Origin of the sequence: Terrisporobacter hibernicus, assembly GCF_020809405.1 — a bacterium.
In the GTDB taxonomy this organism is placed as follows: domain Bacteria; phylum Bacillota; class Clostridia; order Peptostreptococcales; family Peptostreptococcaceae; genus Terrisporobacter; species Terrisporobacter petrolearius.
In genome coordinates this window covers 2,759,081-2,783,632 of the sequence record NZ_CP081135.1, presented here as the reverse complement: position 1 = coordinate 2,783,632, position 24,552 = coordinate 2,759,081, and the positions used below count along the sequence as shown (strand labels likewise).

At 27.8% G+C, this 24,552-nt stretch carries 29 protein-coding genes; 5 read left to right on the top strand and 24 right to left on the bottom strand.

The window, feature by feature from the left end:
• Positions 1 to 70 precede the first annotated feature (70 nt).
• The 20 genes from JW646_RS13530 to JW646_RS13440 all read right to left on the bottom strand — a co-directional run bounded on the left by JW646_RS13530 (position 71) and on the right by JW646_RS13440 (position 18,218).
• Positions 71 to 862: a DUF3298 and DUF4163 domain-containing protein gene (locus JW646_RS13530; protein ID WP_074914982.1), complete on the bottom strand. Its 792-nt coding sequence runs from the start codon at positions 860 to 862 to the stop codon at positions 71 to 73.
• Between the two features lie 95 nt (positions 863 to 957).
• Positions 958 to 1,803, bottom strand: coding sequence for a DegV family protein (locus tag JW646_RS13525; RefSeq protein ID WP_228415439.1), 846 nt, complete (start codon positions 1,801 to 1,803; stop codon positions 958 to 960).
• Between the two features lie 19 nt (positions 1,804 to 1,822).
• Entirely contained in the window at positions 1,823 to 2,263 is a 441-nt protein-coding gene (locus JW646_RS13520; protein WP_074914978.1) for a MarR family winged helix-turn-helix transcriptional regulator, read from the bottom strand.
• A gap of 24 nt (positions 2,264 to 2,287) precedes the next feature.
• Positions 2,288 to 3,037, bottom strand: coding sequence for an acyl-[acyl-carrier-protein] thioesterase (locus JW646_RS13515; protein WP_074914975.1), 750 nt, complete (start codon positions 3,035 to 3,037; stop codon positions 2,288 to 2,290).
• A 177-nt stretch (positions 3,038 to 3,214) separates the two neighbouring features.
• Positions 3,215 to 3,745: a hypothetical protein gene (locus tag JW646_RS13510; protein WP_074914974.1), complete on the bottom strand. Its 531-nt coding sequence runs from the start codon at positions 3,743 to 3,745 to the stop codon at positions 3,215 to 3,217.
• Positions 3,746 to 3,869: 124 nt separating this feature from the next.
• Entirely contained in the window at positions 3,870 to 4,745 is an 876-nt protein-coding gene (locus tag JW646_RS13505; RefSeq protein WP_074914972.1) for a DegV family protein, read from the bottom strand.
• A gap of 146 nt (positions 4,746 to 4,891) precedes the next feature.
• The gene (locus JW646_RS13500) at positions 4,892 to 5,506 is read right to left on the bottom strand and encodes a DUF4397 domain-containing protein (RefSeq protein ID WP_206924175.1); all 615 of its coding nucleotides are present in this window, start codon (positions 5,504 to 5,506) and stop codon (positions 4,892 to 4,894) included.
• Positions 5,507 to 5,828: 322 nt separating this feature from the next.
• On the bottom strand, positions 5,829 to 7,925 hold the full coding sequence (locus tag JW646_RS13495; RefSeq protein ID WP_228415438.1) for a DEAD/DEAH box helicase: 2,097 nt from the start codon (positions 7,923 to 7,925) through the stop codon (positions 5,829 to 5,831).
• Positions 7,926 to 8,150: 225 nt separating this feature from the next.
• Positions 8,151 to 8,279 carry a hypothetical protein gene (locus JW646_RS20140; protein ID WP_255701312.1) on the bottom strand — a complete coding sequence of 43 codons (129 nt, stop codon included), beginning with the start codon at positions 8,277 to 8,279 and terminating at the stop codon, positions 8,151 to 8,153.
• Positions 8,280 to 8,402: 123 nt separating this feature from the next.
• Positions 8,403 to 9,395 carry a catalase family protein gene (locus JW646_RS13490; RefSeq protein ID WP_228415437.1) on the bottom strand — a complete coding sequence of 331 codons (993 nt, stop codon included), beginning with the start codon at positions 9,393 to 9,395 and terminating at the stop codon, positions 8,403 to 8,405.
• Between the two features lie 95 nt (positions 9,396 to 9,490).
• On the bottom strand, positions 9,491 to 10,855 hold the full coding sequence (locus JW646_RS13485; protein WP_228415436.1) for an MATE family efflux transporter: 1,365 nt from the start codon (positions 10,853 to 10,855) through the stop codon (positions 9,491 to 9,493).
• A gap of 210 nt (positions 10,856 to 11,065) precedes the next feature.
• On the bottom strand, positions 11,066 to 12,106 hold the full coding sequence (locus JW646_RS13480; RefSeq protein WP_228415435.1) for an energy-coupling factor ABC transporter permease: 1,041 nt from the start codon (positions 12,104 to 12,106) through the stop codon (positions 11,066 to 11,068).
• Positions 12,107 to 12,273: 167 nt separating this feature from the next.
• Positions 12,274 to 12,741, bottom strand: coding sequence for a DUF1648 domain-containing protein (locus JW646_RS13475; RefSeq protein WP_074914960.1), 468 nt, complete (start codon positions 12,739 to 12,741; stop codon positions 12,274 to 12,276).
• Between the two features lie 231 nt (positions 12,742 to 12,972).
• Positions 12,973 to 13,950, bottom strand: a complete 978-nt coding sequence (locus JW646_RS13470; protein ID WP_148556149.1) for an SPFH domain-containing protein — start codon at positions 13,948 to 13,950, stop codon at positions 12,973 to 12,975.
• Positions 13,951 to 14,002: 52 nt separating this feature from the next.
• Positions 14,003 to 14,191: a hypothetical protein gene (locus JW646_RS13465; RefSeq protein WP_074914956.1), complete on the bottom strand. Its 189-nt coding sequence runs from the start codon at positions 14,189 to 14,191 to the stop codon at positions 14,003 to 14,005.
• Between the two features lie 77 nt (positions 14,192 to 14,268).
• Complete coding sequence (locus tag JW646_RS13460) at positions 14,269 to 14,739, bottom strand: HAD family hydrolase (RefSeq protein WP_228415434.1); 471 nt, start codon at positions 14,737 to 14,739, stop codon at positions 14,269 to 14,271.
• Positions 14,740 to 14,763: 24 nt separating this feature from the next.
• A complete protein-coding gene (locus tag JW646_RS13455) occupies positions 14,764 to 15,513 on the bottom strand; it encodes a phosphate ABC transporter ATP-binding protein (RefSeq protein ID WP_074914951.1) in 750 nt (249 codons plus the stop codon).
• Positions 15,495 to 16,340, bottom strand: a complete 846-nt coding sequence (locus JW646_RS13450; protein WP_074914949.1) for a PstA family ABC transporter permease — start codon at positions 16,338 to 16,340, stop codon at positions 15,495 to 15,497. Before JW646_RS13450 ends, JW646_RS13455 begins: the two co-directional genes overlap by 19 nt.
• Before the next feature lie 3 nt (positions 16,341 to 16,343).
• Entirely contained in the window at positions 16,344 to 17,210 is an 867-nt protein-coding gene (gene pstC, locus JW646_RS13445) for a phosphate ABC transporter permease subunit PstC (RefSeq protein WP_228415433.1), read from the bottom strand.
• Positions 17,211 to 17,318: 108 nt separating this feature from the next.
• Positions 17,319 to 18,218 carry a phosphate ABC transporter substrate-binding protein gene (locus JW646_RS13440; protein ID WP_074914945.1) on the bottom strand — a complete coding sequence of 300 codons (900 nt, stop codon included), beginning with the start codon at positions 18,216 to 18,218 and terminating at the stop codon, positions 17,319 to 17,321.
• A 159-nt stretch (positions 18,219 to 18,377) separates the two neighbouring features.
• On the opposite strand from JW646_RS13440, the gene JW646_RS13435 reads away from it, so the two are divergent.
• The 4 genes from JW646_RS13435 to JW646_RS13420 all read left to right on the top strand — a co-directional run bounded on the left by JW646_RS13435 (position 18,378) and on the right by JW646_RS13420 (position 19,915).
• Positions 18,378 to 18,506 carry a helix-turn-helix domain-containing protein gene (locus JW646_RS13435; RefSeq protein WP_228415432.1) on the top strand — a complete coding sequence of 43 codons (129 nt, stop codon included), beginning with the start codon at positions 18,378 to 18,380 and terminating at the stop codon, positions 18,504 to 18,506.
• Positions 18,507 to 18,759: 253 nt separating this feature from the next.
• Positions 18,760 to 18,918, top strand: coding sequence for a cupin domain-containing protein (locus JW646_RS13430; RefSeq protein WP_228415431.1), 159 nt, complete (start codon positions 18,760 to 18,762; stop codon positions 18,916 to 18,918).
• A 122-nt stretch (positions 18,919 to 19,040) separates the two neighbouring features.
• Positions 19,041 to 19,586 (top strand): NADH peroxidase, encoded by a 546-nt coding sequence (locus JW646_RS13425; protein WP_228415430.1) that lies wholly within the window; start codon positions 19,041 to 19,043, stop codon positions 19,584 to 19,586.
• Positions 19,587 to 19,597: 11 nt separating this feature from the next.
• Entirely contained in the window at positions 19,598 to 19,915 is a 318-nt protein-coding gene (locus JW646_RS13420) for a DUF1540 domain-containing protein (RefSeq protein ID WP_074914943.1), read from the top strand.
• A gap of 75 nt (positions 19,916 to 19,990) precedes the next feature.
• Here the strand turns inward: JW646_RS13420 and JW646_RS13415 are convergent, their stop codons facing one another.
• The 3 genes from JW646_RS13415 to JW646_RS13405 all read right to left on the bottom strand — a co-directional run bounded on the left by JW646_RS13415 (position 19,991) and on the right by JW646_RS13405 (position 21,480).
• Positions 19,991 to 20,404, bottom strand: coding sequence for a MarR family winged helix-turn-helix transcriptional regulator (locus tag JW646_RS13415; RefSeq protein WP_074914941.1), 414 nt, complete (start codon positions 20,402 to 20,404; stop codon positions 19,991 to 19,993).
• Between the two features lie 21 nt (positions 20,405 to 20,425).
• Positions 20,426 to 20,986: a hypothetical protein gene (locus tag JW646_RS13410; RefSeq protein ID WP_228415429.1), complete on the bottom strand. Its 561-nt coding sequence runs from the start codon at positions 20,984 to 20,986 to the stop codon at positions 20,426 to 20,428.
• Between the two features lie 86 nt (positions 20,987 to 21,072).
• Positions 21,073 to 21,480: a VOC family protein gene (locus JW646_RS13405; RefSeq protein WP_228415428.1), complete on the bottom strand. Its 408-nt coding sequence runs from the start codon at positions 21,478 to 21,480 to the stop codon at positions 21,073 to 21,075.
• A gap of 142 nt (positions 21,481 to 21,622) precedes the next feature.
• Here JW646_RS13405 and JW646_RS13400 point away from each other — a divergent pair, with 142 nt between their 5' ends.
• Positions 21,623 to 21,958 (top strand): hypothetical protein, encoded by a 336-nt coding sequence (locus tag JW646_RS13400; RefSeq protein WP_074914935.1) that lies wholly within the window; start codon positions 21,623 to 21,625, stop codon positions 21,956 to 21,958.
• A 40-nt stretch (positions 21,959 to 21,998) separates the two neighbouring features.
• Here the strand turns inward: JW646_RS13400 and JW646_RS13395 are convergent, their stop codons facing one another.
• Positions 21,999 to 24,482 (bottom strand): heavy metal translocating P-type ATPase, encoded by a 2,484-nt coding sequence (locus tag JW646_RS13395; RefSeq protein ID WP_228415427.1) that lies wholly within the window; start codon positions 24,480 to 24,482, stop codon positions 21,999 to 22,001.
• Positions 24,483 to 24,552: the final 70 nt, after the last annotated feature.

Genomic DNA, 24,552 nt, shown 5'->3' with positions numbered 1-24,552 from the left:
TCCTTTTAAAACTTACACTTGTAATCTTTAATTAAATCTTACAAGTGTAATCCAGAAATGTCAACCTTTTTTAGAAATACAAAGGGTTAAGTTTTCCTTCTATTTCATTAAGGGGAATTTTAAATTTTGGAATACCTACATAGTAAGGTGCTATTTCGTACAATTGAAAATAAATTACTAATTTATCATTTTCTAAATAAAACCCCTGATCATCATCTATACCTTTAAATCCTTCTTTCCCTGTAAAATATAAATCATTATTTTTTTTAATTTCTTTCTTTATATAAGTATTTATAATACTTTTATAGTTTACATTATCCTTAAAAATATTTTTTAGCTTTAGCTCTTCTCCACTTTTTAAATTATAATTAAAAGATTTTAGTACAGACATTCCATGAGCTCCACCTGTAAATTCATAAGTTAAAATTGGTATACTAACTAAATTATTTTCATTGTATGTCACATCATATTGGCTATAAGCTTCATATATAAACTTTGGTAAAGATGACTCTTTATTACTAATTTCATATTCTTTTTTATACTCTTCAGATTGTTTTTTTATATTATCCTTAAAACCAACTATATAGTTATATATATCGTTGTTAATTTTATATATTGATTTTATACTTTCTTTCTCTTTATCCTCATATTTTTCTTTTATTTGAAAATAAGGATAGTCTAAATGGGTTTCAAAAAACTCACTTTCTTCTTCAATTTTTTTAAGTTGAATATTATATAGATAATTTATTTCATCTCTATCTTTTCTAAAAATTAATGGAAAAGACTCCTGTCCTGCTGAAATGCTTGTACTAAAAAACATAATAATTAAAACTAAAAATGATATCCTTTTTAAATTAGTCATGTTAATAAATCTCCTCATATTTTTATATAAACTTATTATTTGCAAATACGCAAAAAAAAAATGCACCTAAATCATTAGATTTAGGTGCATTTTAATTATTTATTCCACATACAAAGTCCTATTGTCCCTGCTCCAGTATGAGAACCTATACTTGGACCTATTTTAGTTTCTGTCATTTTAGCAAAATTTAATTCACTATTAATTGCCTCTTTTAATTTTTCAAATTCAACTTCATTGTCTCCATGAGCAATGCCTATTCTCTTATCTTCAATATTATTTTTGAAATGCTCTTTTGTTATACTTATCAATTTTGATATAACTTTTTTATGCCCTCTCGCTTGATCTATATTGACTATAAGTCCATCTTGCATTTGTAATATTGGTTTTATACTCAACATACTCCCTATGGCAGCCTTTGATGCTGATAGCCTTCCACCTTTTTTTAAATAATCTAAGTTATCAACTGCAAATAATACCAATATATTATCTCTTATTTCTTCTAGTTTTTTTACTATATCTTCTATTGATTTGCCTTGTTCATTCATTTCACAAGCTGTAACAACTTGAGCTCCACAACCATAAGATAAGTTTAAGCTATCAAATATATGTATTTCCCCTTGTAAATCATTTTTTGTAATCATAGCTGATTGATATGTACCAGTAACCTTAGATGACCCACTAATATATAATATCTTTTTCCCTTGATCCAAATATTTTTTAAATATTGCTTTAAATTGAATATAAGTAGCTTGAGATGTTTTAGGTATTTCATCATATTCTTTTATGAGCTTATAAAATTCTTCATTTGTAAGATTTTGTCCATCTTTATATTCAATATCGTTGATTATTATTGTTAAAGGAATTACTTCTATATCATATAGTTTCACTAAATTTTCTGGAACATCAGCTAAACTATCGCATATTATTTTCAAATCACTCATTGTGCCTATTCTCCTGTCTTTATTCTATCTTATTTCTCTCTATTGCTTTAATAGACATCTGTTTTATAGTATTGTATACTACATTTAATGTTTCAGTATCTATATCCTTTGTTATATAACTATTCCACTGTTCAAGCAGATTCGTTAGTCTTTCCTGTACTTGTATACCCTTTTGGGTCAATTTTATTCTGTTAGTTCTTTTATCATTTTCATCTTTTATTCTAAAAATATATTCTTTTTCTTCTAAAGATTTAATTGCTCTTGCTGTAGCTGCCTTATCAACTATTAAGGACCTTGAAAGCTCTTCTTGACTCATATTATTATTTTCATACATTTCCATTAAAAAAATATATTCTGATGCACCTATTCCTAAGTCTTTTGTGTTGTTATTTATATAAGCCTGAAATTGCCTATATAAAACTGAGATACATTTTCTCATTTCCTTATTTCTTTTATTCATATTTAATATCCTTAATTACTTATTTTATATTTTATACCAGTGAGTTTCTAAAAGAGCTACTACTTCTTCACTATCATTTACAATTTCATGGTATGCACTAACTTTATCATCATTATGCTTTATCTCTGTCTGTACACTTACTTTATCTCCATAAGTTAATTCTTTTTGGTATTTAATTTTAACTGAATAAATTTTATAATTCGTCATAACATCAAAAGGTATGGTTTCTAGTATCCATCCTAAATATGTAACATTCCCAACATGCAAATTCAAATCTATATCGGAATACCTCACATTAAATTCTTTTTTATAATCAATATTTTGACATTTTGAAAGTTTAAGTTTATTTCTTCCTATAATAGGATTCTTCTCCTTAACGCCATATGCTATATAATGTTCATCTGGTATTGATATTGGTCTTCTTTTTTGCGAATCAACTAATATTACTAAGGTCTTTCCCTGAAGAATTAAATTATTACTATCATCGTGTATTTTAAAATGTCTAACTGCATAAAACTTATTCATACCTTCAACATAAGTTGTAGCTTTAAGCTTTTCTTTGTATTTAACATATTTGTAAATTGTTATTTCATAATCTACTAACATCCATGTATGATTTTCCTTTACCATGTCAGCAATAACAAAACCATACTTTTCGTCTTGGCTCAAACCAGAATCTGCCATAAAATTCATATAAGAAGTTAAAAAACATTCTCCTCTTGCATCTGTATCTCTATATGTAACCTCATATTCTTTAGTAAATATTTTTTCCATATCTTATACCTTCTTCCTGTTATATAAATAATTTTATTTATGTTTTTATATAATTAGTTGATATGTCAATTATTTTAATCATATTTAGTTGATATGTCAATTATTATCATACTTATTTTAGTAAAAAGCCATAGTAAAGAATTTAAATCTTTACTACAGCTTCATAATTATATATTATTAATTCTTAGATTTTATTTTTGCTTCACCAAGTAAGAAACCTATAGAAGTACACATTAGATCTCTAAATTGTGCTAATATTGCTACATCTTTAGTAATATCAAAAGCATAAATACTTAGTATTACTAATGCAGCAATTATGGTTATTGATAGTGCTACAACAACCTGTACTGTATTTCCATCACCATAATAATACTTAATTGTTTCTTTTTTTATCTTACATTCTTCAGTAATAGCCTTTTCTCTTTCCATACTAATAGTCATTTTTTCCACATAACTATTTTTATCATTATCTTCTTTTCGTTTTGTATTAGAACTTAGTATAAATCCAAATACTGAAGCTAGAGAAGTCCTAAATATAACTTCAATTCTGTTATATAGGTCTATATCCTTTGCATCACAAATAGCTATAAATATTGTAGATAGTACTAAAAAAAATCCAAGATAAACTAAAAGTTTTGCTGCTAAGTTTAATTTATCCCAATCCATTAGTAACTCTTCAATTAAAGCTTGCACTCTACAAAATTTCATAGATATCACCACCTCAAAGGTATAAATCTCCCCTTATCTTCATAATATTACATAAATACTTATTTGGTGATAAAAAAAGAATTGTTATAATAACAGCCATTATTTTAACAATTCTATAATATAATTATTCTCTTTGTTTTCCGTAAAAATTAATCAATAGTGTACCTTTTCCACTATGAGCTCCTATTATAGGACCTATTTTTGAATGTATGATTTCTCCAACATCACACTCTTTTTTTAGTATTTGTTCTAATTGCATTGCCTCATGCTCACAATCAGCATGAGAAATAATTATAGTATCATATTTATCAGGCAAATAATTATCTTTTAACTTATTAATCATATGATGCTCACAAGTTTTAGTTCCTCTTATTTTTTCTACTAGCTGAAGTTTACCTCCATTATCCATATTCAATAATGGTTTTATATTTAAAGCTGTTCCAAAGGTAGCAGCCACAGAACTAATCCTTCCACCTCTTTTTAGATGAAATAAGTCATCTACTTTATACCAATGACATATATTTAATCTATTTTCTTCAACCCAATTATATAGTTCTTCAATAGATTTTCCCTTTAACTTTTCTTTAGCTGCTAAATAAACTAAAAGTCCTTCTCCTGAAGATGCACATAATGAATCAACGGACATTATCTTTCTCTCCGGGTAGTCTTCTTTTAAGCTTGATATGGCTATTTGTGATGATCCATATGTTCCACTTAAGCCTGATGAAAAACAAATATAAAGAATGTCTTTTCCTTCTTTTAATACAGGAGTAAAATATTCGATAAATCTTACTGGCGTAATTTGAGTTGTTGTTGACATTAATCCTTCTTGTGACATCTTGTAAAATATTTTGCTATCTAACTCCCTTTCATCAGGATAATGTGAGTATACTTTTCCATTCATTTCAAAATCCATGGGAATAATTTTAATTCCAAGAGAATCTATTACTTCTAGTGGCAAATCACTAGTTGCATCCGTGAATATTTCATACTGAGTCATATATTTTTCCCCCTTTTTCATAAATAAAGTATGTATGATTTCTAATTATATTGTAATTATAGTAGTCTTTCATTCAATTTTCAATTATTATGCATATAAAAAAATAGAGGTTTTCACCCCTACTTTTTTACAAATAATTTTATTAACTATTTAAATCTTACAAAGGTACTTCCATCCAAAGACTGCATTCCTAATAGATTTGGCGGATTACCAACTACATAAATAGTATATACCTTTTGACTTTTTAAGTCTGTATTTAGGGTTAATACGGTATCTTTTGTATCAGCAAGATTTACTGTTAAATTATACGAATCTGAAAGTAGTTGGACATAATCTGTTGCATCCATAAATCCTATATCTGTAAATGCCAAATTTCCATCTATTAATACGTCTACATTTGGTGCATCAGGTGATAAATGTATAATTCTTACTCTGCTTTCATCTTCAAATAAATCATCTGCATTACCTTCTATATATGGTATTAATTGAAGATCTTCAAAATTTCCTACTGCAGCTATGGTTACTACTTCTTTTTCTGGTAGCCTAATACTTTGTGTAAGTATAGGAGTTTCTTTTTGCCCAGCTGAAAATACTTCTATTTTATATTCTCCCATTGGTAATTGAACATACTCAGTAAAGTCTTTAAATTGTAAATTTTTAAAAGCAAGTCCTCCATTAACGTAGATGTCTACTGAAGGTCCATTTGGAGAAGCATGAAACACTCTCACATAAGATACATCCATATCATTTCTAATAAACATAAAATTATCATCCCCCTTATATAAAACAATAAGAAATAGCTTTTTATTAATAATTCTATGTTAAATATTTTTTTTTGATACATATTAAAATGCATTTGACAAAATATGTAAATTAGTATACTATAATATTAACAATAAGATAATTAATAATTATATTTTGAAGATATAAATAAGTCAGAAGGCTTTCACCTTCTGACTTTTTTTGTCTTTAAATATTTTTAACCCTTAGATATAGTAATTAATTAACTTAAATTGTATTCTTACTTTCCCCGAGTATGAATTATAATGTTTAAAGATGGTTTTCACCATCTTTTTTTCTTGTTTATATATTTTCAAATAAATCAATTATTTCTTCTCTCGTTAATTTTTTCAAAGATGAACTACTTTCTAAATTAGAATTTATTATATCTTCAATAAGGTCCTTTTTATAGTCTTGCATAGCTATTACTTTTTCTTCTACAGTATTTTTAGAAATTAATTTAATAACATCTACCACATTTTTTTGCCCAATTCTATGTGCCCTATCGCTAGCTTGGTCTTCACTTGCTGGATTAAACCAAGGATCAAAGTGAACTACAATGGATGCGCTAGTTAAATTAAGTCCTGTTCCTCCTGCTTTTAAGGATATTAAGAATACCTTCTTAGTTTCACTATTATTAAATTCTTCTACCAACTTTATTCTATCTTTTGCATCTGTTTTTCCATCTAAGTAGGAATATGATATATTTTCTTCTCCTAATCTTTTTTCTATAATTTTAAGAACTTTTGTAAACTGAGAAAATACTAATATTTTTCTATCACTTTCTTCCTTTATAATATTAATTAAAATTTCTAACTTTGAATTTTTACCTTTATAATTTTTAACAATTATTTCTGGAGCAATACTTAGCTGTCTTAACTTTGTTAAATAAGAAAAAACAGTCATATTATCTTCATTATTTTCTAAAATTCTTCTTTTTATTAAATTCACAAAACTTTTATATGCTCTTTTATGCTCCTTGTCCAACTCAACATAAAATTTATGCTCTATTTTGTCTGGTAATTCATTAATAACTTCTTTTTTAGTTCTTCTAAGCATAAATGGTTTTATTAAATTTTTTAGCTGACAGTGATTTTTTTCATTATTAACAAATATAGTTTCAAATTTCTTTTTACTATATAAATATCCTGGCATGACAAAATCAAAAATTGACCAAAGTTCCATAAGGTTATTTTCTACAGGTGTTCCTGTTAAAGCAAATTTCACATTAGCATTTACTTCTTTCACTGATTTAGTAATTATAGAATCTGGGTTTTTAATATTTTGCGCCTCGTCAATTATACAGTAATCAAAGGTTATATTTTTATATTTTTCCATATCATTTTTATAGGTACCATAACTAGTTAGTATAACATCATAGTCTTTATAATTCTCTAATATTTTTTCTCTTTGAACTTTATTCCCATAAGCAATCCCTAGTTTAATATCTGGTGTAAATTTTTCAAATTCATTTTCCCAGTTATATATTAAAGATGTTGGTGTTATAACTATTGATTTTTTATCTTTTTGTGAAAGTAAAAAAGCTAAAGTTTGTACAGTTTTACCAAGTCCCATTTCATCTGCAAGTATTCCACCAAAGCTATAATTTGATAAAGTATTAAAAAATTCAAATCCATCTACTTGATAATCTCTAAGATTTGCATTTAAATTTTGGGGTACTTTTATGTTTTTGTTTAATTTATTATATTTTTTTATTACATTATCTACGTATTTTCTTCCACTTATTAAAGTATTACTTTCATCATCTAGTAACTTTTCTAGAAATACTGCTTTATTATCTGGAATCTTTATTTTTTGAAAATCACTATAAATACCCAATACATCTATAATTTGAAATATTTTTTCTAAATCATTGTCCTTTAAGTCAATATAACTACCATCTGGCATAAGATGGTACTTGTATTTATTTTTATATGAGTTATATATATTGTCATATTCATTTTTATCTATTTTATCAATATGTAAGCTAGCACCTAAATTTCCACCTCTAGATTGACTTAAATCAAATATTACAGTAGGGTTTAATATTCTATCTCCTTCTGAAAATTCTTCTTTAGTTTTATCCCTTAATTTTTTTATTCCCTCAAGAACTGAAGCCACCATATGAGAGCATACTTGAGTTCCTTTATTATTAAATACATTTTGACAATCACAACTAAGATTGGAAACCGTCCTACTTTTAGTATTTATACTGATCATAGATGTGTAACTTCGTCTATGATGTTCATCAAATACTGTAGCATAAAACGTTGCTTCATCCCCTCTTGTATTTACATAGTCATTACTTACATAGCTTCTCTTATATGATGCAAATCCACTATTATATTTTAACTTATCTGTATATAATCTTAATATTTCACTAAGTTTATCTATTTCCATTTTTCCACCTTTTCCTTAAAAATTTGTCATAGTTTTTTGTGAAAATTCCCTTTCATTTAAAACAGTTTCTATTTTAAAAATAAAATATCATGAGATTGTCCCCATGATATTTCAAATTTTATTGAATTTTAATTTTTATACTTTCATTTTCACATACTTCAACTTAAATTATACTCATATTATTATAAGTCATTCAAGTAGTTATTTAATTCTTTTTTCTTTTATTTACTTTGGCTTTTTTACTAAAGCTAATATTCCAGCAATAATTAAAACTCCTGTTCCTATCCATATCAATGCTTCACCACAACTAGCAAAAGAAATGTCCCTCATACAAAAATCTAATATATTTTTCATCTTTTGACACCCCCCTTTAGCTTATTGCAAAAAATATTTTTAATTATTCAATTTAGCTCTACTATATACTATGAATCCTAAAATAAAAAAATGACACCTACATATTTTAGGTGTCATCAATTTTCATATATTATCAAAATCTTCATCATTTGCTTCATATAATTCTTCTTTATTTCTATAATGTCTATATTTTGTCATTTCTTTATAAATTTTCATTCTTCCTTCATTGATATCTCCAATAGGTTTATGAGAAAGAAGACTATGACCTGGTGAAAAAGACATTTTCTCTGCCAAGTCAAATCTTTTATTAGTTGTAAATCTTTGTTTTGGAATTCTTATCTCTCCCAGTTTAATAAAAGGAGATTTATCCTCTTCCCACTCTATTGAGGCATCATTTATTGGTGTATATATGTTATTTATATAAAATTGTACCATAAAATCAAATACTGCTTCTTCCTTATATAAATGCCTTTGCATATTTTCTGTAAGATAGTTTTTCCCAAGTTTTTTAGGAAGCTTGCTCTTGTACATAGACCTTGGAACTATACTATATTTCACTATTTTATTACCAAACATATATGGTGTAGTGCTGTAATATCTAATGTCTAAAGGACTTGTATCATGTTTCATACTTTTTATAATATCAGTAATTACTTTTGTGTTCTTATCTTTTATTAATTTTCCCATAAAAATTATTGGTGTAGATTTTGTTGTATAGTATAAAGCATCATACATTAATTTTAGGTTTCCTATAGGCATGGTTTTCATACTAACTAATAGAAAATCTTGAGTAAATTTTTCATCTTTTACACATTTATCTCCATAAACATTTAATAACTTTATTGAAAATCCTCTAATATCCCTATATTTATCACTTCTTATTTTAGGATTTGAGTTAGATACTCTTATAAACGCTTTGTAATAATCTCTATTAAAGATTCCTTCTCTATACTGTAAAGGTAAATTTTTATCCACAATAAAATAACCTTTTAGAAGTCCTAAACATTTTGGATGAGCATCTCTTCTTGTTAAGCCCTTTACGTAATCTTTGTCTAATTTTTCTTTTAATAAACATATTATCTTTGAACTTAATTCATCGTTGCTATATTTTCTCAATTATTTTGCTCCTTTACTAAAATTGTAAATAATACTTATTATTCCAATAATAGAAAAGAATAATTACAAAAAAAGAAGGTATTTTACCTTCTTTTCTATTTAGCTATTGCAATATTATTAAACTTAGCTTCATTATTCAAATCACTACTCTTTAGTTTTTTGGTATATATTATTATTCCAAATAAAGTTATAGCTTCTGTAACAGGCACAACAAACCATAAACTAGACCCACCAAATGCCACTGGTAAACTTATCACAAGAATGATATTTAATAAAAACCCTCTTATAACTGATATAAATATGGATGGTTTTTCTTTTCCCACAGATTGAAAATAGTTACAAAGCAATATATTAATATTCATAATACAGAAAGCACTTAAATAAGCTCTCACTGCTGGTACTCCCATAGAAACAATATCTGCATTAGCTTTTACAAAAGCATATATTACTTCTTCTGTAAACATAAATACTACAACATATAGTAAGCATCCTATTGAAATAGTAGTAAACATAGCATATTTTAAAACCGTTCTTACACGCTTGCTCTCATTTGCACCATAGTTAGTTGCTATAATAGGTTGACTAGCTTGAGCAACACCATTAAATAATGCCGTTCCAACTATTACACAATTTGATATAATTCCATAAACTACGATTCCCATATCCCCTATATATTTTAAAATTTGAATATTAAATATAAATATTACAAATCCAGCAGCCACTTCCATTAAGAAACTAGATCCACCACAACTGATTATCCTCTTTATTCTTTTTACTGATGCTTCTTTCAAAGATAGCTTTATTCTATTTTTCTTTGATATAAAATGAGTCAAAAGAACTGTAACTGTTGTTAAACTTCCTATAACTGTTGCTAAAGCTGCCCCCATCATTCCCATATCCATAGGAAATACAAAAATATAATCTAATACTATATTTAATCCTGCTCCTACAAGTACTGATATCATAGCTAGTTTAGGAGCTTTTTTATTACGAATTATAGGTGATAAAAAATTAGTTGCTATAAATATTGGTGTAAATATTGTTATACATCTTCCATATTGTAATACTAAATCAATACTATTTTCATTTGCTCCAAGAAAGTAAGAGATACTTTCTAAAAATATGTTTGTAAATATTGTAAATATTAGTCCTATTATTACTACTGCCACCAAGCTAGAAATAAAATATTTATCTGATTCTTCTTTATTTCCCATTCCATCTTCCATTGATATTAATATTCCTCCTCCCAGTCCAAACATAAGACCTATACCGTTGTATACGGCAAAAAAAGGTAGAAAAATATTTAGTGCAGAAATACCTTCTGCTCCAACACCTTGACCTATCATAAGAGTATCTGCCAATATATAAATTGCTGTTACAAGTGTAGAACATATCGATGGTATTAAATAGTGGTAAAAAACTTTTTTCTCATCATCTTTTAATAAATTTAATTTTTCCATTACAACCCCTCCTATTTTATTAACAATAAAAAAGCCAAATAAGCATGCTAAGTATACTTATTTGGCTTGTTACTTATATTTTATTTTTTGAACCATTAAATTATCTTGCATTGCGATTATAAATTAAATATAATTCGCCACTTGTAACGGCTCTTTTAACAAAAACTATTCTAATACATTAAGTTAATAAAGTCAACCTGGATTTTGCTTTTATTCATTAGTTTCTTTTTTCTTTGCTTTACTAAGTCCAAAGGCTATTACACCACATAAACCTAGTGTTATTGCTGAGCCTACCACTCCAGATACTGTAGTACCCATTGTATTTTCACCATCGGATTTGAAGGCATAATCTGGTAAAAACGCTACTTTTTCTTGAACTCCTCCTAGTGTCTCATTTACACTATTAGTCCTTTCAAGTTCATCACTACCAGTTATATTTTGTATTGCCCACTCTAATCCATCTGGATTTGAAGATGCATATAGGGATAGGCCTCCTCCTATAAGCACTGTAACTACTGCTAAAGTTATAACTATAGATTTTATGCTTGCCTTACCTTCTACATGTTTATCACCATTGTACCCAATTAATAGTTCTGGTTTTGCATTATATATAAATACTAAAACAAGGCCTGTCATAATACCTTCTATTGCACCTATAGCCAAATGTATAGGTTGCATCAACATTACAAAAGTGCTAAATGGTAATTCTGATACACCTGATAGAGTAGTTTCCATTACTACTCCGAAAGCTCCAAGCTGAAGAGATATGACAACTGCCAAAATTGAAGCTACCATTATTTTAGTTGGTGTAAATCCTTTTTTAAGTATCTTACTATATATAAATGGGAACCCAATAAAACAAGCAAATAATCCCATATTTATCATATTACATCCCAGCGCTAGTATTCCTCCATCTGCAAAGAATAAACACTGAATAAGAAGTACAGAAGCTATAGTTAAAAAACCTGCCTCTGGTCCTAATAGAGAGGCCAATAATATTCCACCTCCTATATGTCCACTAGATCCCGTTCCTGGTATAGTAAAGTTAATCATTTGAGATGCAAATACAAAAGCCCCTAAAACTCCCATCAGTGGAATTTTCTTTTGTAAATCCATTGATTCAGGATTTTTTAATTTATACCCTTTTTCTTCTTGAGATAGTTTTTTACAACAATATCCCATTGTAGCTGCTGCTGCAACCCACATTGTTCCCCCAACTACTGGTGACAAAAGTGCATCTGCCATATGCATAACGTAAATCCCCCTTTTAGAAATTAAAAAGCCACGAAGTTATCCTTATTAAGAAATAACCTTCATGGCTTTAATTTCAATTCATATATATTTTTATTATGTATTATATTTTTCTAATTAAATATTAGCACTACAATTTATAAAGGTCAATAAAAATAGTAATATTTCTAACTTCTTAAAGCTTTTATCTTTGCTGAAGTATTAAACCCTATAGCCAACGGTAAAAATGCTGACATTGGAATAAATATAAAGCCTAAATCAACATTATTTATAATGGAAAAAATTATATACGCCATTATACTTACAAGAATTAATTTTAAAAATACAAATAAATCTCCTGCTAATAGAAATGCTTGCTCTTGCTTCTTTTTATCTTTTATATTACCTATTCCCCATAAAGATGGATTTAAATATATCATAGTAAAAACTATATATATTCCGTAAGATATAGCTAGTTTCCATAAGATACTTGTTTTTGAGCCCATACCACCTATTTTACCAGTAATTCCAAAAGATGTTGCTACCTCTTGTGGTATTTTTCCCCACATGACCGCCACATAAATTGATATTGCTATTAGTGTAAATATTGTAAGTCCTTCAATCATTCTTTGTTTTTGTGTGAAAGCCATCTTCATATTTTCATCCCCCTCAATTTTATTTAACATATAAGTATAATTTTACATTATATTATAAGTTTTAAAAAGGTGTTTTATTACAATATTACTTTTTTATATGTTGATTTTTTAAGATTTAACTAAAACTTATTTTTCATACTTACAAATTATATATAAGTTAATACTAAAATATTTTTATGGTTTGTAATACATAAAAAGCTAGATAGTCTTATTACTATCTAGCTGTATATATTAATTAATATTTCCACTATTCACAACAGGCTGAGCATCTTTGTTTCCACAAAGTACTACTAATAAATTACTTACCATTGCTGCTTTTTTCTCATCATCTAGTTTTACAATTTCATTTTCATTTAAAGAATTAAGAGCCATTTCTACCATTCCAACAGCACCTTCAACAATCTTTTTACGTGCAGCAATAATCGCCTCAGCTTGTTGACGTTGAAGCATGGCAGCTGCTATTTCTGGAGCATAAGCTAAATGAGTTATTCTAACTTCACACACTTCAAGACCTGCCACATGAACTCTCGACTGCAATTCTTCTTTTAATTTATCTGCAACTTCTTGAGAAGATCCTCTAAGTGTTTTTTCCTCTGAAGCGTCATTAACATCATAAGGATAAAGTCTTGCCACATTTCTAAGTGCTGTATCACATTGAATTGATAAATATGTTTTATAATTATCCACATTAAATACTGCTTTTGTAGGATTTATAACTTTCCAAATTACTACTACCCCTATCATTATAGGGTTTCCCATTTCATCATTTACTTTTTGTATTCCATTATTTAATGTTAGGGTCTTAAGAGATACTTTTTTTGTTGTAGATGCTATTGCAGCTTCAGACTTATTTTCATCTTCTTTTCCCTTAGCCATTCTTAGTGCTGCTGATTCATATGTTGGGTTTATAGCACTACAAAATGGATTTACAAAATAAAAACCTTCTTTTGAAATTGTTCCATAATAGTTACCAAATAGCACCAAAACTATTGCCTCATTAGGATTTAATATCTTTAATCCACAAAGCATAAAGATACCAGCTATTAAGCATATAATTCCTATTATTGTTGGAAATGCTATATCCTTAATTATAGTAAAGTAAATTGCCACTGGAAAAATCAACATTAAAATTAATCCAATAAGTAAACCTAGCCAACCACTCATAGGTTTAAGTTCTTTTTCATTAAATTTAATTCTTTCTTCTATCATAATTTCCCCTCCCTTAAAATAACACCATATCCTGCAATACTTTTTATTTTCATTATTCTTTTACAAAAAACAAATATGCTATTGTAAAAGCAATTTGCCAAAAGGTTAATACTATACCTGTGGCATACTGTTTTGATATAAACAATTCATATATCCATACAACTACAAATAAAATTGTAAACATAACATATAGAAATAAAATAAAATTATTGCTAGAAGATTTCTTTTTCCTTAATCTCAATCATATTGCCCCCTAAATACAAAGTGACTCAAAAATATATTGCAGGATATCATTAATTATATATTATACTATATTACTTACCATCGCAAATCTGCTTTAATATGATTTGGAACTAAAAATAAATTTAATGCTTCTTCTATACTCCTTGTTACTATATCACTATTCATAATTAGTTTACTGCAGGTACCTTCTCCCTCAATAACCGCAATAGAAAGTCTAGCTTCTTTGAACATATCTATATCATTAAAACCATTTCCAACTGCTCCAGTAACATCTCCTCCTAACTTTTTTACTAAATCGCTTTTGTGTTTTCCTACACATCCTGTTGGCACTGTTATTACTTTTAAGTTTGCTTTTTCACATTCTTCTTGTGCAACGCCATATGTATCCGCTGTAATAACATATATATTTATTTTCCTTGATAATTGACTTAATTTATTTTTAATATTTTCTAAAATTCTTCCATCTACAGCTATGGTTCCATTAAAATCAAAAACTAGATTTTCCAATTCTAAACTTTCTCTTCCCGGTATATCAATCTTGATCATCACATCACCCCCAAATTTTATATTTTACGTTGCCATATATTGAATATATTCTTTGCTCAAATCTTCTTTGGGAGAATTAAAAAACTCTTCTGACTTACCTATTTCAATAATTTCTCCATTATCCATAAAAATAATATTATCACCTATTCTTTTGGCTTGAGCTAGATTATGTGTAACTATTATTATAGTATATTTATACTTTAACTCCTTTAACATTTCTTCAATAAACATGGTATTTTTAACATCTAAAGCAGAACAAGGCTCATCTAGTAATAATATTTTTGGCTTCACACTTAAACATCTTGCAATTGATAATCGTTGCTTTTGACCACCTGATAATTTGCCTGCAAACATATGAAGGTTATCTTTTACTTCATCATACAACTTAGTTTGTTTAAGTAACTCTATTTTTCTTTTTTCTATTTCTTTATTATCATAATTATTGTGATATTTTAAAGCATATGTAAGGTTTTTTTCTATAGAAAAAGGAAAAATTGTAGGATTTTGAAAAACTAACCCAATTTGAGTTCTTAACGTTTGTAAGGGTATATTATTAAAATTTATTCCGTCAATTATAATATTTCCTTCTATTTTTCCTCCTTCTTCTTCAATAATTCTATTAAAAGATTTTAACAACGTGGACTTTCCACATCCTGATTGTCCTAGTATAACAGTTATTTGTTTTTCTTTTATATTAAAGTTAATATCATTTAATATTCTTTTTTTTCCAAAAAATACATTCAAATTTTCTACATTTAAAACATTCTTTTCCATGATGCACCTTCTCTCCATATTCCTATTAGCCTACATAAGCCATTTATTATAAGTAACAGTACCATTAATACAAAAGCTGTTCCATAAGCATTTTCCAAAGATAATCCTTCATTGACTAAAATATATAAATGATATGGAAGAGCCATTACAGGTGAATTAATTTCACTTGGCAAACCAGAATATATAACTGCTCCTGTATACATAATAGGCGCTGTTGCTCCCATAGCATAAGCCATTCCTAGTGTTATACATGTTAATATATTTATCATAATATTTGGAAGAATAATTCTAAATAAAGTATATGACTTAGATACTCCAAGACATAGTGAAGACTTCATTATGTCTTCTCCACCATCCATTAATAATTTTATTATTCTTATGGATATGAACGGTATTATCATAACAGCAAGTGTTATTGAAGCACATAATAATCCTCTTTCCATTCCAAACTTACATATTAAAATTGTATAACCAACCAACCCCAATACAATAGATGGTACACCTGACAATCCATAAAGAAATGACAATATTATGTTTTTGAACTTAATGGAAGTACAGTAAAATACTAAATATATAGAAATTGAAATACCTAAAAAACCTCCAATTATTCCTGATAATAACCCCATAAGTAGACTTCCAACAATTGCTGGAAAAATTCCTCCCTCTGTTCCAAGAGGTGATCCTTTTGGACTATTTAGTATAAAATCAACAGATATTACATTAAAACCTTTACATAATATATAAATAAAAATGCCTAAAGTAATACTTATAACTAGCATTCCAGATATAAAAATCCATAACTTTAATAAGTAATCTCTTTTTTTCATAATTTACTCCATTCTGCTCTTAATTTTTAAGTATTTTGCTATGGCAAAAATTATTATAAGTAAAAATATTAAAACCACATTCGCTGCGTATAAGGCAGATGAATGTAAACTACCATACTGCACGGTTCCCATTTCCAGTGCTGTCAATGAAGGTATAGTCTCTCCTCTAGAAAATAATCTAGGCAATATTGGAGAGTTTCCCATTACCATCATCACGGCCATAGTTTCTCCCATAGCTCTTCCAAAAGACATCATTATAGCTGAATAAATACTGTTTTTTATTGATGGAAGTATAACTTTTTTTATAGTATATTCTTTAGATACTCCCAAAGATAAAGACTCTATTTCAAATTTATTTTTAGCTTCATCTATGGATTCACTACAATTTGATATTATATATGGCAATAGCATAATTGCTAGCAATATTCCTGCAGCTAATACACATTCTCCTGATGTCATATTAAAAAATATTTCAAAATATTTCACTATTATTACCAAACCAATAAAGCCAAATATAACAGATGGAATACCCGCTAATAAATCTATGCATGCTAGTATAGTCTTTGAAATTCCCTTTTTATTATAAAAGTTTAAGAAAATAGCACATCCTAGTCCTATTGGAAGAGCTATAAATACAGCTAAAAATGAAACATATAGTGTTGCTAAAATCATCGGCAACAAAGAATAGCTAGCTTCTGATTTTAAAGGATTCCATCCTCCCGAAATAATAAATCCATTAATTCCGATTTCTTTAAAGAAAGGAATGCTTTCTATTGTTACACATGCAAACAAAGATACTACTATTAATAAAAACAATATGACGGTTAAAAACAAAACATATTTAATAAAACTGTCTTTTATATACTTCAATAAATCACCTTCTTAATTATTTATCGTTAATTTAATTGTAATAAATTTCAACTAAAAAAGAGCTTAAATACAAAATAATAAGCTCTTTTTAGAAAATATTTATATTTTTTATTTATTCATTGGAATAAATCCTAATTCTTCTACCATAGCTTGTCCTTCTGTCCCTAAAACATAGTCTATAAATGCTTGTTGTTCAGCAGTTGGATCTCCACTTCCTAATATTAATAAAGGTCTTTGTATTTTGTAATCACCACTTAATATATTTTTTGCATTAGCTTCTACACCATCAACTTTTAATTTAGATATTTTACCATCATTTTGGTTTGCAACACCATATGAAGCATATCCTATAGCATATTCATTTTCTATTACTTTAGATACTAAAGCACCCATAGAAGCGGCTTGTATAGCATCAGCTTTTACTTCTTTTTCTCCCATTATAGCTTTTTGGAATACTTCATGGGCTCCTCCACCAATGTCTCTAGTTACTACAACTATTTCTTTATCTGGTAAAGATGAATCTACATCTTTCCAAGTTTTATATTCTCCCGAAAATATTTTTGCAATCTCTTCTGATGTTAAATTATCTTTTACTTTTAATATAGGATTTTTAGGATTAACAGCTATTGTTAATGCGTCTATACCTGCTTGATACTCTTTCTCATTTTCTATTTTTTCTTTTTCTTCGTCTTTTACTTTTCTTGCAACCATACCAAAGTTTGCTGTCTTATCAATTACAGCTTGTACACCTTGACCTGAACCACCTGCTGATACGTATATTTCTATATTATCTTCTGAAAAGTCTTTATTTACCTTATTCCAAGTTCCATAAGACTCAATAAATTCTAATGATATTTTTGACATAACTGGAGCTAAAGTTGAAGAACCTATAAACATTATTTGTGATTTATCCTTTGAATCACTTTTATCTTTTTCTCCACTATTACAAGCAACTAAGGATAACATCATAGCCATAGACATAAATATAGCCCAAAATTTCTTTTTCATTTCTAATCCCCCTATTTCGTTAAATTTCTACAAATTCATTTTATCACAAGTTTTATGGAAATATTTGTAATAAAAATCTTTTGTGTATTGAAATATTAAATAATTCCTATACTTTTATAGTTTTTATCTATAAATATATTTTTCTATGGAGATGAATTTATGATGACACAAATCCCAAAAGTCGGGCAAAATTTAAGAAAAATACGAAATGATTTAGGACTAAGCTTAGATGAAACCTCTAAATTAACTGGTGTTAGTAAACCCATGTTAGGTCAAGTGGAAAGATGAGAATCAAGTCCTACTATTTCTACTTTATGGAAAATTTCTTCTGGTCTTAAAGTTAACTTCACTTCTCTTTTAGACGATAATTCTGGAGAATTAGTCCTTGCAAAAAAAGAATATGTTGAAGTAGTTCAAGAAGAAAATACTCATATGAGACTTTTTCCTATTTTCCCTTTTGATTCCAAAAGTGGAATGGATGTATTTATTATAGAATTAGATGTAAACTGTAAACATATATCTGCAACGCATAAAAGAAATAGTGATGGTTACAGAGGGTTCCTTAGAACTTACTATTGAAGATAAGACTTTTATATTAGAAAAAGATCATTCATTAAAATTTGATGGTAGCTTAAACCCCTCTTATAAAAATTACGGTAATAAAAAAACAGTTTTTTATAATATAGAAATTTATAAATAATACTTATCATCAATTAATATATTTATTATTTGTTTATAGTATTTTAATTTTCCAAATGCATATCTTTATTCATTTATGAAAATAATAAAATTGTTACATAAATAAACAAAGGAGTGTAATGAATGAAAAAATTTATTTGTACTGTTTGTGGATATATACATGAAGGAGATGTTCCTCCTGAAATTTGCCCAATTTGTAAAGTTGGAGCTGACAAGTTCATAGAAGCAAAAGAAGAAATGGTATGGGCAGACGAGCATAGAATAGGTATAGCAAAAGATATAGATCCTGAAATAATTGAGGGTTTAAGAGCTAATTTTATGGGTGAATGTACAGAAGTGGGAATGTACATCGCTATGAGCAGACAAGCTGATAGAGAAGGCTATCCCGAAGTTGCAGAAGCTTACAAAAGAATAGCTTGGGAAGAGGCTGAACATGCTTCTAAATTTGCTGAAATTTTAGGTGAAGTTGTTTATCCTAGCACTAAGCAAAATCTATCTGCTAGAGTTGAAGCTGAGTTTGGTGCTTGTTCAGGCAAAAAAGAATTAGCTACAGCTGCTAAAAAAGCTAATCTAGATGCTATTCATGATACTGTTCATGAAATGTGTAAAGACGAAGCTCGACATGGTAGAGCTTTTAAAGGTTTATTAGATAGATACTTTTCTAAATAGGAGGTTTTGAAATGACGAAAATTAATTGCAATGTAACTAATTGTTCTCATAATAAATCTAGTGTTTGTTATTCAAATATAGTTAATATTAAGGGTGGTAAAGCAAAAGATTCATGTAACACTTGTTGCGGAAACTTCCTTGATGAAAAAAATTATTCTACTTTAACTAATAATACAAACACTAGTGGAGAATGTGACTCTCTAGTTTGTACAGTTCAAACTTGTGTATACAATAGAAACCTAGCTTGCACTGCCGAAAATATTAATGTAGATGGAGCAAATGTTAACATCTATACTGAAACAAATTGTTCTACATTTAAACATGCATAAATTATTTTCTAAAATTATATAAATAAAAAGTAGATAGTTTAACACTATCTACTTTTTATTTATTATACTTAAAATTTAAATATTACTACAAAGCTTATTTAGTAAATTGATTAAAGTATCTGATTCTTCTTTATTAAAATTTTTTATTACTTTTTCATACCATTTTTCTTGATATTCGTTAATTAATTTAAGAATTGATATACCCTCATCTGTAAGGCATAAGTCAAAAAACCTATTGTCATTTAATCTCTTAACTTTTACTACATAATTCAAATCTTCCAGCTTTTTTATATTTCTAGTAATAATGGCATTGTCCACATTCAGTGACAGGGCTATATCTTTTAAATTGCAACTTTTATTATTTTCTATTATCATCATACAACGCCACATATTGAGAGTTAATCTGTATTCAGATAATTTTAATTCTGAATGTTTAATAAAATCTCTATTTAAATCTGATAAGTATTTTCCTAGCATTCTATACGTCAAATACACTCCTCTTTTCTTATTTTAATTTATTTTTCCATAAATTATAGGATCAATAAAACCAAAAGTTATTTTCCCATTTTTTCTAAATACTTCACTTACATACATTTTATTATTTTCAATTTTTTCTTCTAGAGTGAATTCAATCTCTTCAGTAAAATCACTTATACTTTTACCTTCATATGATCCATTATTTTCTGTGTACATCATAGGATTAAATTTTGATGAAGCATTAAGTTCTTTATAATCCATAGTTAAATTTTTATTATCATTTCTAAAATCTACTTTAGGAATGTCATGTGGAATATCATATGAAGTTAAAACTATGTTATTATCTTCATTTAATGTAAATAAAAATAAATGAGGAAGAATATTCTTATGGTTGCCTTGCTCATAATAGCTTTCTTCTATAACAAAATATCCCTTAAAATCCCTTGGTAAATTAATTATTTTGTTATTACAAATTCCATTAATATGCTTTGCCTTGGGATGTTTTAACTGCCCTAATTTCATTTCTTCCTTTATTTGATTTTCATTGCTAAATACTCCACACAATTCTTTTATAAATACATCTAGTTTATTCATAAAATCACTCCTTTAATATTTGATACTGTCAAGTATATCAATATTGTTTGACATGGTCAAGTATTAAATTGTTAAATCATTAGTTTCTATTTTATGTCTGTATCTCTTATTTCTATTTCTGTTCCCTCTGGAGCTTTTATTTTAAATAAACTTTCACCTTTTACTTTATATACTATTTCTCCATTTTTAACTTTAAAATCTGTATATCCTAAATTCTTTATTCTATTATATTCCTCTTCAACACTCTCTACTATAAATCCCATATGCACTGGTCCTGAATTTAAATTACTCCACTTGTTGAATTTATTATTACTTTTAGGTGTTTGTAATTCTATCATAAAGTTTTGTAATTTTAGCCATGTGTTATAATCTCTTCCATGAAAATTCTTTGTTTCATTTATTACTTCAAATCCTAAAATATTTTTATAAAAGTTTAATGACTCTTTGTAGTTTTCTGTTTGAATACAAACATGATGTACCATCTTTATGCTCATAATCTTCTCCTCTTTCATTTAATATATTTTGAAATATTATATATTTATTTTACACCATTATAAAAAATATGGTAACCAATATCATCCCTCGCCATAAAATGTAATACAAATATTTAATAATCATATATTGGAGGTTAAAGCATTGGATTATGTTGATATTTTATATAATGTTAATGAAATTATTGTTGATTTAGGACTTGAAAAATCTTATAAAGAATTTTCTTGTAATCTAAATAATTACTTATTAAATAAATATGGTGAATACTATCTAGGATTACAACTATACCAGAGCAATGAAAAACAAAATTATTTCTACGTTGTGGCAAGTTATGATAATGATTTTGGTTTGGATTGGGTGATAAAGGATATTCAAAAAGACATTTCTAATACTTATGATTATAAATGGGGTAGCACTGTAAAACGAATTTCTTTGTTTTCATTTACTACAACTACTAGATTTCTTCCTCCTCTTTACTAAATTAAAAAGGCTAATCTATTTTTAGATTAGCCTTTTTAATTTATTTTTCTACTTTAAACCTTTTTAATCTTAATGCATTTAATAAGACTGATGTTGAACTGAATGCCATAGCAAGAGCTGCTATTACTGGACTTAAAAGGGGACCACCAAATAAATATAAAATTCCAGCTGCTACTGGTATACCTATTATGTTATATCCAAATGCCCAGAATAAGTTTTCTTTTATATTCGTCATTGTACTTTTACTAAGTCTTATGGCAGTTGGTACATCTAACAAATCACTTCTCATTAAAACAATATCTGCAGATTCCATAGCCACGTCCGTACCACTTCCTATGGCTATTCCAATATCTGCTTGGGCTAAAGCTGGTGCATCATTTATTCCATCACCAACCATGGCAACAAATTTACCTTCTTGTTGAAGTTTTTTAACTTCACTAGATTTATCTTTTGGTAAAACTTCTGCTAAAACTCTATCTATTCCAACTTGAGAAGCAATTGCCTGAGCTGTCTTTTTATTATCTCCAGTAATCATAGCCACTTCTATTCCCATGTCATGAAGCTTTTTAATAGCTTTTGCACTGTTTTCTTTAACTATATCAGCAACAGCTATTACCCCACCTATTTTATTGTTAATTGCAACGTACATAGGTGTCTTTCCTTCACTTGCAAGCTTATCAGATTTTTCTTCTAAATCTTCAAGGTCTATATTTTTATCTTTCATTAATTTTTCATTTCCAAGTAAAATGTCACTTCCATTTATAACAACTTCAATACCATGACCTGGTATTGCCATGAATTTATCTAGTTTATAAAATTCAAGATTTTTCTCTTCACAATCTCTAACTATAGCTTCTCCTAAAGGATGTTCTGAAGATTTTTCTGCACTTGCTGCTACTTTCAATAATTCTTCTTCTGTAATATTTCCATGGGTTATTATATTTGTAACTACTGGTTTACCTTCAGTAATTGTACCTGTTTTATCAAATACTATGGTATTAATTTTATGAGTAGTTTCTAGAGCTTGACCACCTTTAATTAAAATACCATTTTCTGCTCCTTTACCTGTTCCAACCATTATAGCTGTAGGTGTTGCAAGACCTAGGGCACATGGACAAGCTATAACTAAAACTGCTATAAATACTGTTAGTGAAAATACTGCTCCTTTACCTGCTATAAACCAAGAAAGTCCTGCAATTATAGCTATAACTACGACTACTGGAACAAAATAACCTGCAATTATATCAGCTAATTTTGCTATGGGTGCTTTTGAACCTTGAGCATCTTCTACTAATTTTATTATTTGAGATATTGCTGTATCACTACCTACTTTTTCAGCTTTAAATCTTATAGTTCCATTTTTATTTATACTAGCGCCTACTACTGAACTACCAATATTTTTTTCTACTGGTATACTTTCACCTGTTAACATTGATTCATCTACAGAAGTATGTCCTTCTACAACAGTACCATCTACAGGTATCTTAGAACCTGGTTTAACTACTATAACATCTCCAACTTCAACTTCTTCTATTGGTATTTCTATTTCTTTATCACTTTTAACTATTATAGCCGTTTTAGGGCTTAGTCCCATTAGCTTTTTAATAGCTTCACCTGTTTTTCCTTTAGCACGAGTTTCAAAATATTTTCCAAGTAATACAAGAGTAATTATTACACCTGCACTTTCAAAGTACATATGATGTACGGCCATTTTGTCACCACTATATACTAAATATAGTGAATATAAACTATATATAAGAGCTGCACTTGATCCTATAGTTATTAATGAATCCATAGTTGGTGCTTTGGCAATCATAGATTTAACTCCTTTTGAGAAAAACTTATTTCCTGCTATAACTATGGGTATAGTTAAAAACAATTGAGTAAGTGCAAAGTTTAATGGATTTATATTAGGGTCTATTATTTTAGGTAGGGGTAAGGGGCCAATTGGTGCTGGTATCATGTGTCCCATTGCTATATAAAATAATGGAACTGCAAATATAGCTGATATTACAAATTTATTAAACAAAGTTTTCATTTCTTTTTCTTTTCTTAATTTATCATCATCAACTGATACTTTCTTTTCCATCTCCAAAACTTTAAATCCAGCTTTTTCTATAACATCTTTTATTTCATATAATTTTACTTTGCTTGGTATATAACTTATTGTTGCTTTTTCTGTCGCTAAATTAACCTGAACATTTTTTACCCCATCTATTTTTTTAACTGCCCTTTCCACTGCTTTTACACAGGATGCACACGTCATTCCACCTATTGGTATTATTACTTCTTTATCTTTTTCTTCTTTTACTACTGTAAAACCAACTTTCTCTATAGCACTTTCTATATCTTCATTTTTTACTTTCTCTTTATCATAAGATATACTCAACTTTTCTGTTGCCATATTAACGCTAGCTACAACACTTGAGTCTAGTTTTTTAACTGCTCTTTCCACTGCTTTTGCACAAGATGCACATGTCATTCCACTTATTTTTATATCATAAACATTTATTTTATTATCCATGACTGTTCTCCTTTCATAAGTTATTTTTAGTATTATTATCTTGCTACAATAACATCCTATAATAACTTTA

Excerpts from the sequence above, each read along its gene's own strand:
- JW646_RS13530 (WP_074914982.1), bottom strand. The coding sequence starts at position 862 with ATGACTAATTTAAAAAGGATATCATTTTTAGTTTTAATTATTATGTTT.
- JW646_RS13525 (WP_228415439.1), bottom strand. The coding sequence starts at position 1,803 with ATGAGTGATTTGAAAATAATATGCGATAGTTTAGCTGATGTTCCAGAA.
- JW646_RS13520 (WP_074914978.1), bottom strand. The coding sequence starts at position 2,263 with ATGAATAAAAGAAATAAGGAAATGAGAAAATGTATCTCAGTTTTATAT.
- JW646_RS13515 (WP_074914975.1), bottom strand. The coding sequence starts at position 3,037 with ATGGAAAAAATATTTACTAAAGAATATGAGGTTACATATAGAGATACA.
- JW646_RS13510 (WP_074914974.1), bottom strand. The coding sequence starts at position 3,745 with ATGAAATTTTGTAGAGTGCAAGCTTTAATTGAAGAGTTACTAATGGAT.
- JW646_RS13505 (WP_074914972.1), bottom strand. The coding sequence starts at position 4,745 with ATGACTCAGTATGAAATATTCACGGATGCAACTAGTGATTTGCCACTA.
- JW646_RS13500 (WP_206924175.1), bottom strand. The coding sequence starts at position 5,506 with ATGTTTATTAGAAATGATATGGATGTATCTTATGTGAGAGTGTTTCAT.
- JW646_RS13495 (WP_228415438.1), bottom strand. The coding sequence starts at position 7,925 with ATGGAAATAGATAAACTTAGTGAAATATTAAGATTATATACAGATAAG.
- JW646_RS20140 (WP_255701312.1), bottom strand. The coding sequence starts at position 8,279 with ATGAAAAATATATTAGATTTTTGTATGAGGGACATTTCTTTTGCTAGT.
- JW646_RS13485 (WP_228415436.1), bottom strand. The coding sequence starts at position 10,855 with ATGGAAAAATTAAATTTATTAAAAGATGATGAGAAAAAAGTTTTTTAC.
- JW646_RS13480 (WP_228415435.1), bottom strand. The coding sequence starts at position 12,106 with ATGCATATGGCAGATGCACTTTTGTCACCAGTAGTTGGGGGAACAATG.
- JW646_RS13475 (WP_074914960.1), bottom strand. The coding sequence starts at position 12,741 with ATGAAGATGGCTTTCACACAAAAACAAAGAATGATTGAAGGACTTACA.
- JW646_RS13470 (WP_148556149.1), bottom strand. The coding sequence starts at position 13,950 with ATGATAGAAGAAAGAATTAAATTTAATGAAAAAGAACTTAAACCTATG.
- JW646_RS13460 (WP_228415434.1), bottom strand. The coding sequence starts at position 14,739 with ATGATCAAGATTGATATACCGGGAAGAGAAAGTTTAGAATTGGAAAAT.
- JW646_RS13455 (WP_074914951.1), bottom strand. The coding sequence starts at position 15,513 with ATGGAAAAGAATGTTTTAAATGTAGAAAATTTGAATGTATTTTTTGGA.
- JW646_RS13450 (WP_074914949.1), bottom strand. The coding sequence starts at position 16,340 with ATGAAAAAAAGAGATTACTTATTAAAGTTATGGATTTTTATATCTGGA.
- JW646_RS13440 (WP_074914945.1), bottom strand. The coding sequence starts at position 18,218 with ATGAAAAAGAAATTTTGGGCTATATTTATGTCTATGGCTATGATGTTA.
- JW646_RS13435 (WP_228415432.1), top strand. The coding sequence starts at position 18,378 with ATGATGACACAAATCCCAAAAGTCGGGCAAAATTTAAGAAAAATACGA.
- JW646_RS13425 (WP_228415430.1), top strand. The coding sequence starts at position 19,041 with ATGAAAAAATTTATTTGTACTGTTTGTGGATATATACATGAAGGAGAT.
- JW646_RS13420 (WP_074914943.1), top strand. The coding sequence starts at position 19,598 with ATGACGAAAATTAATTGCAATGTAACTAATTGTTCTCATAATAAATCT.
- JW646_RS13410 (WP_228415429.1), bottom strand. The coding sequence starts at position 20,986 with ATGAATAAACTAGATGTATTTATAAAAGAATTGTGTGGAGTATTTAGC.
- JW646_RS13405 (WP_228415428.1), bottom strand. The coding sequence starts at position 21,480 with ATGAGCATAAAGATGGTACATCATGTTTGTATTCAAACAGAAAACTAC.
- JW646_RS13395 (WP_228415427.1), bottom strand. The coding sequence starts at position 24,482 with ATGGATAATAAAATAAATGTTTATGATATAAAAATAAGTGGAATGACA.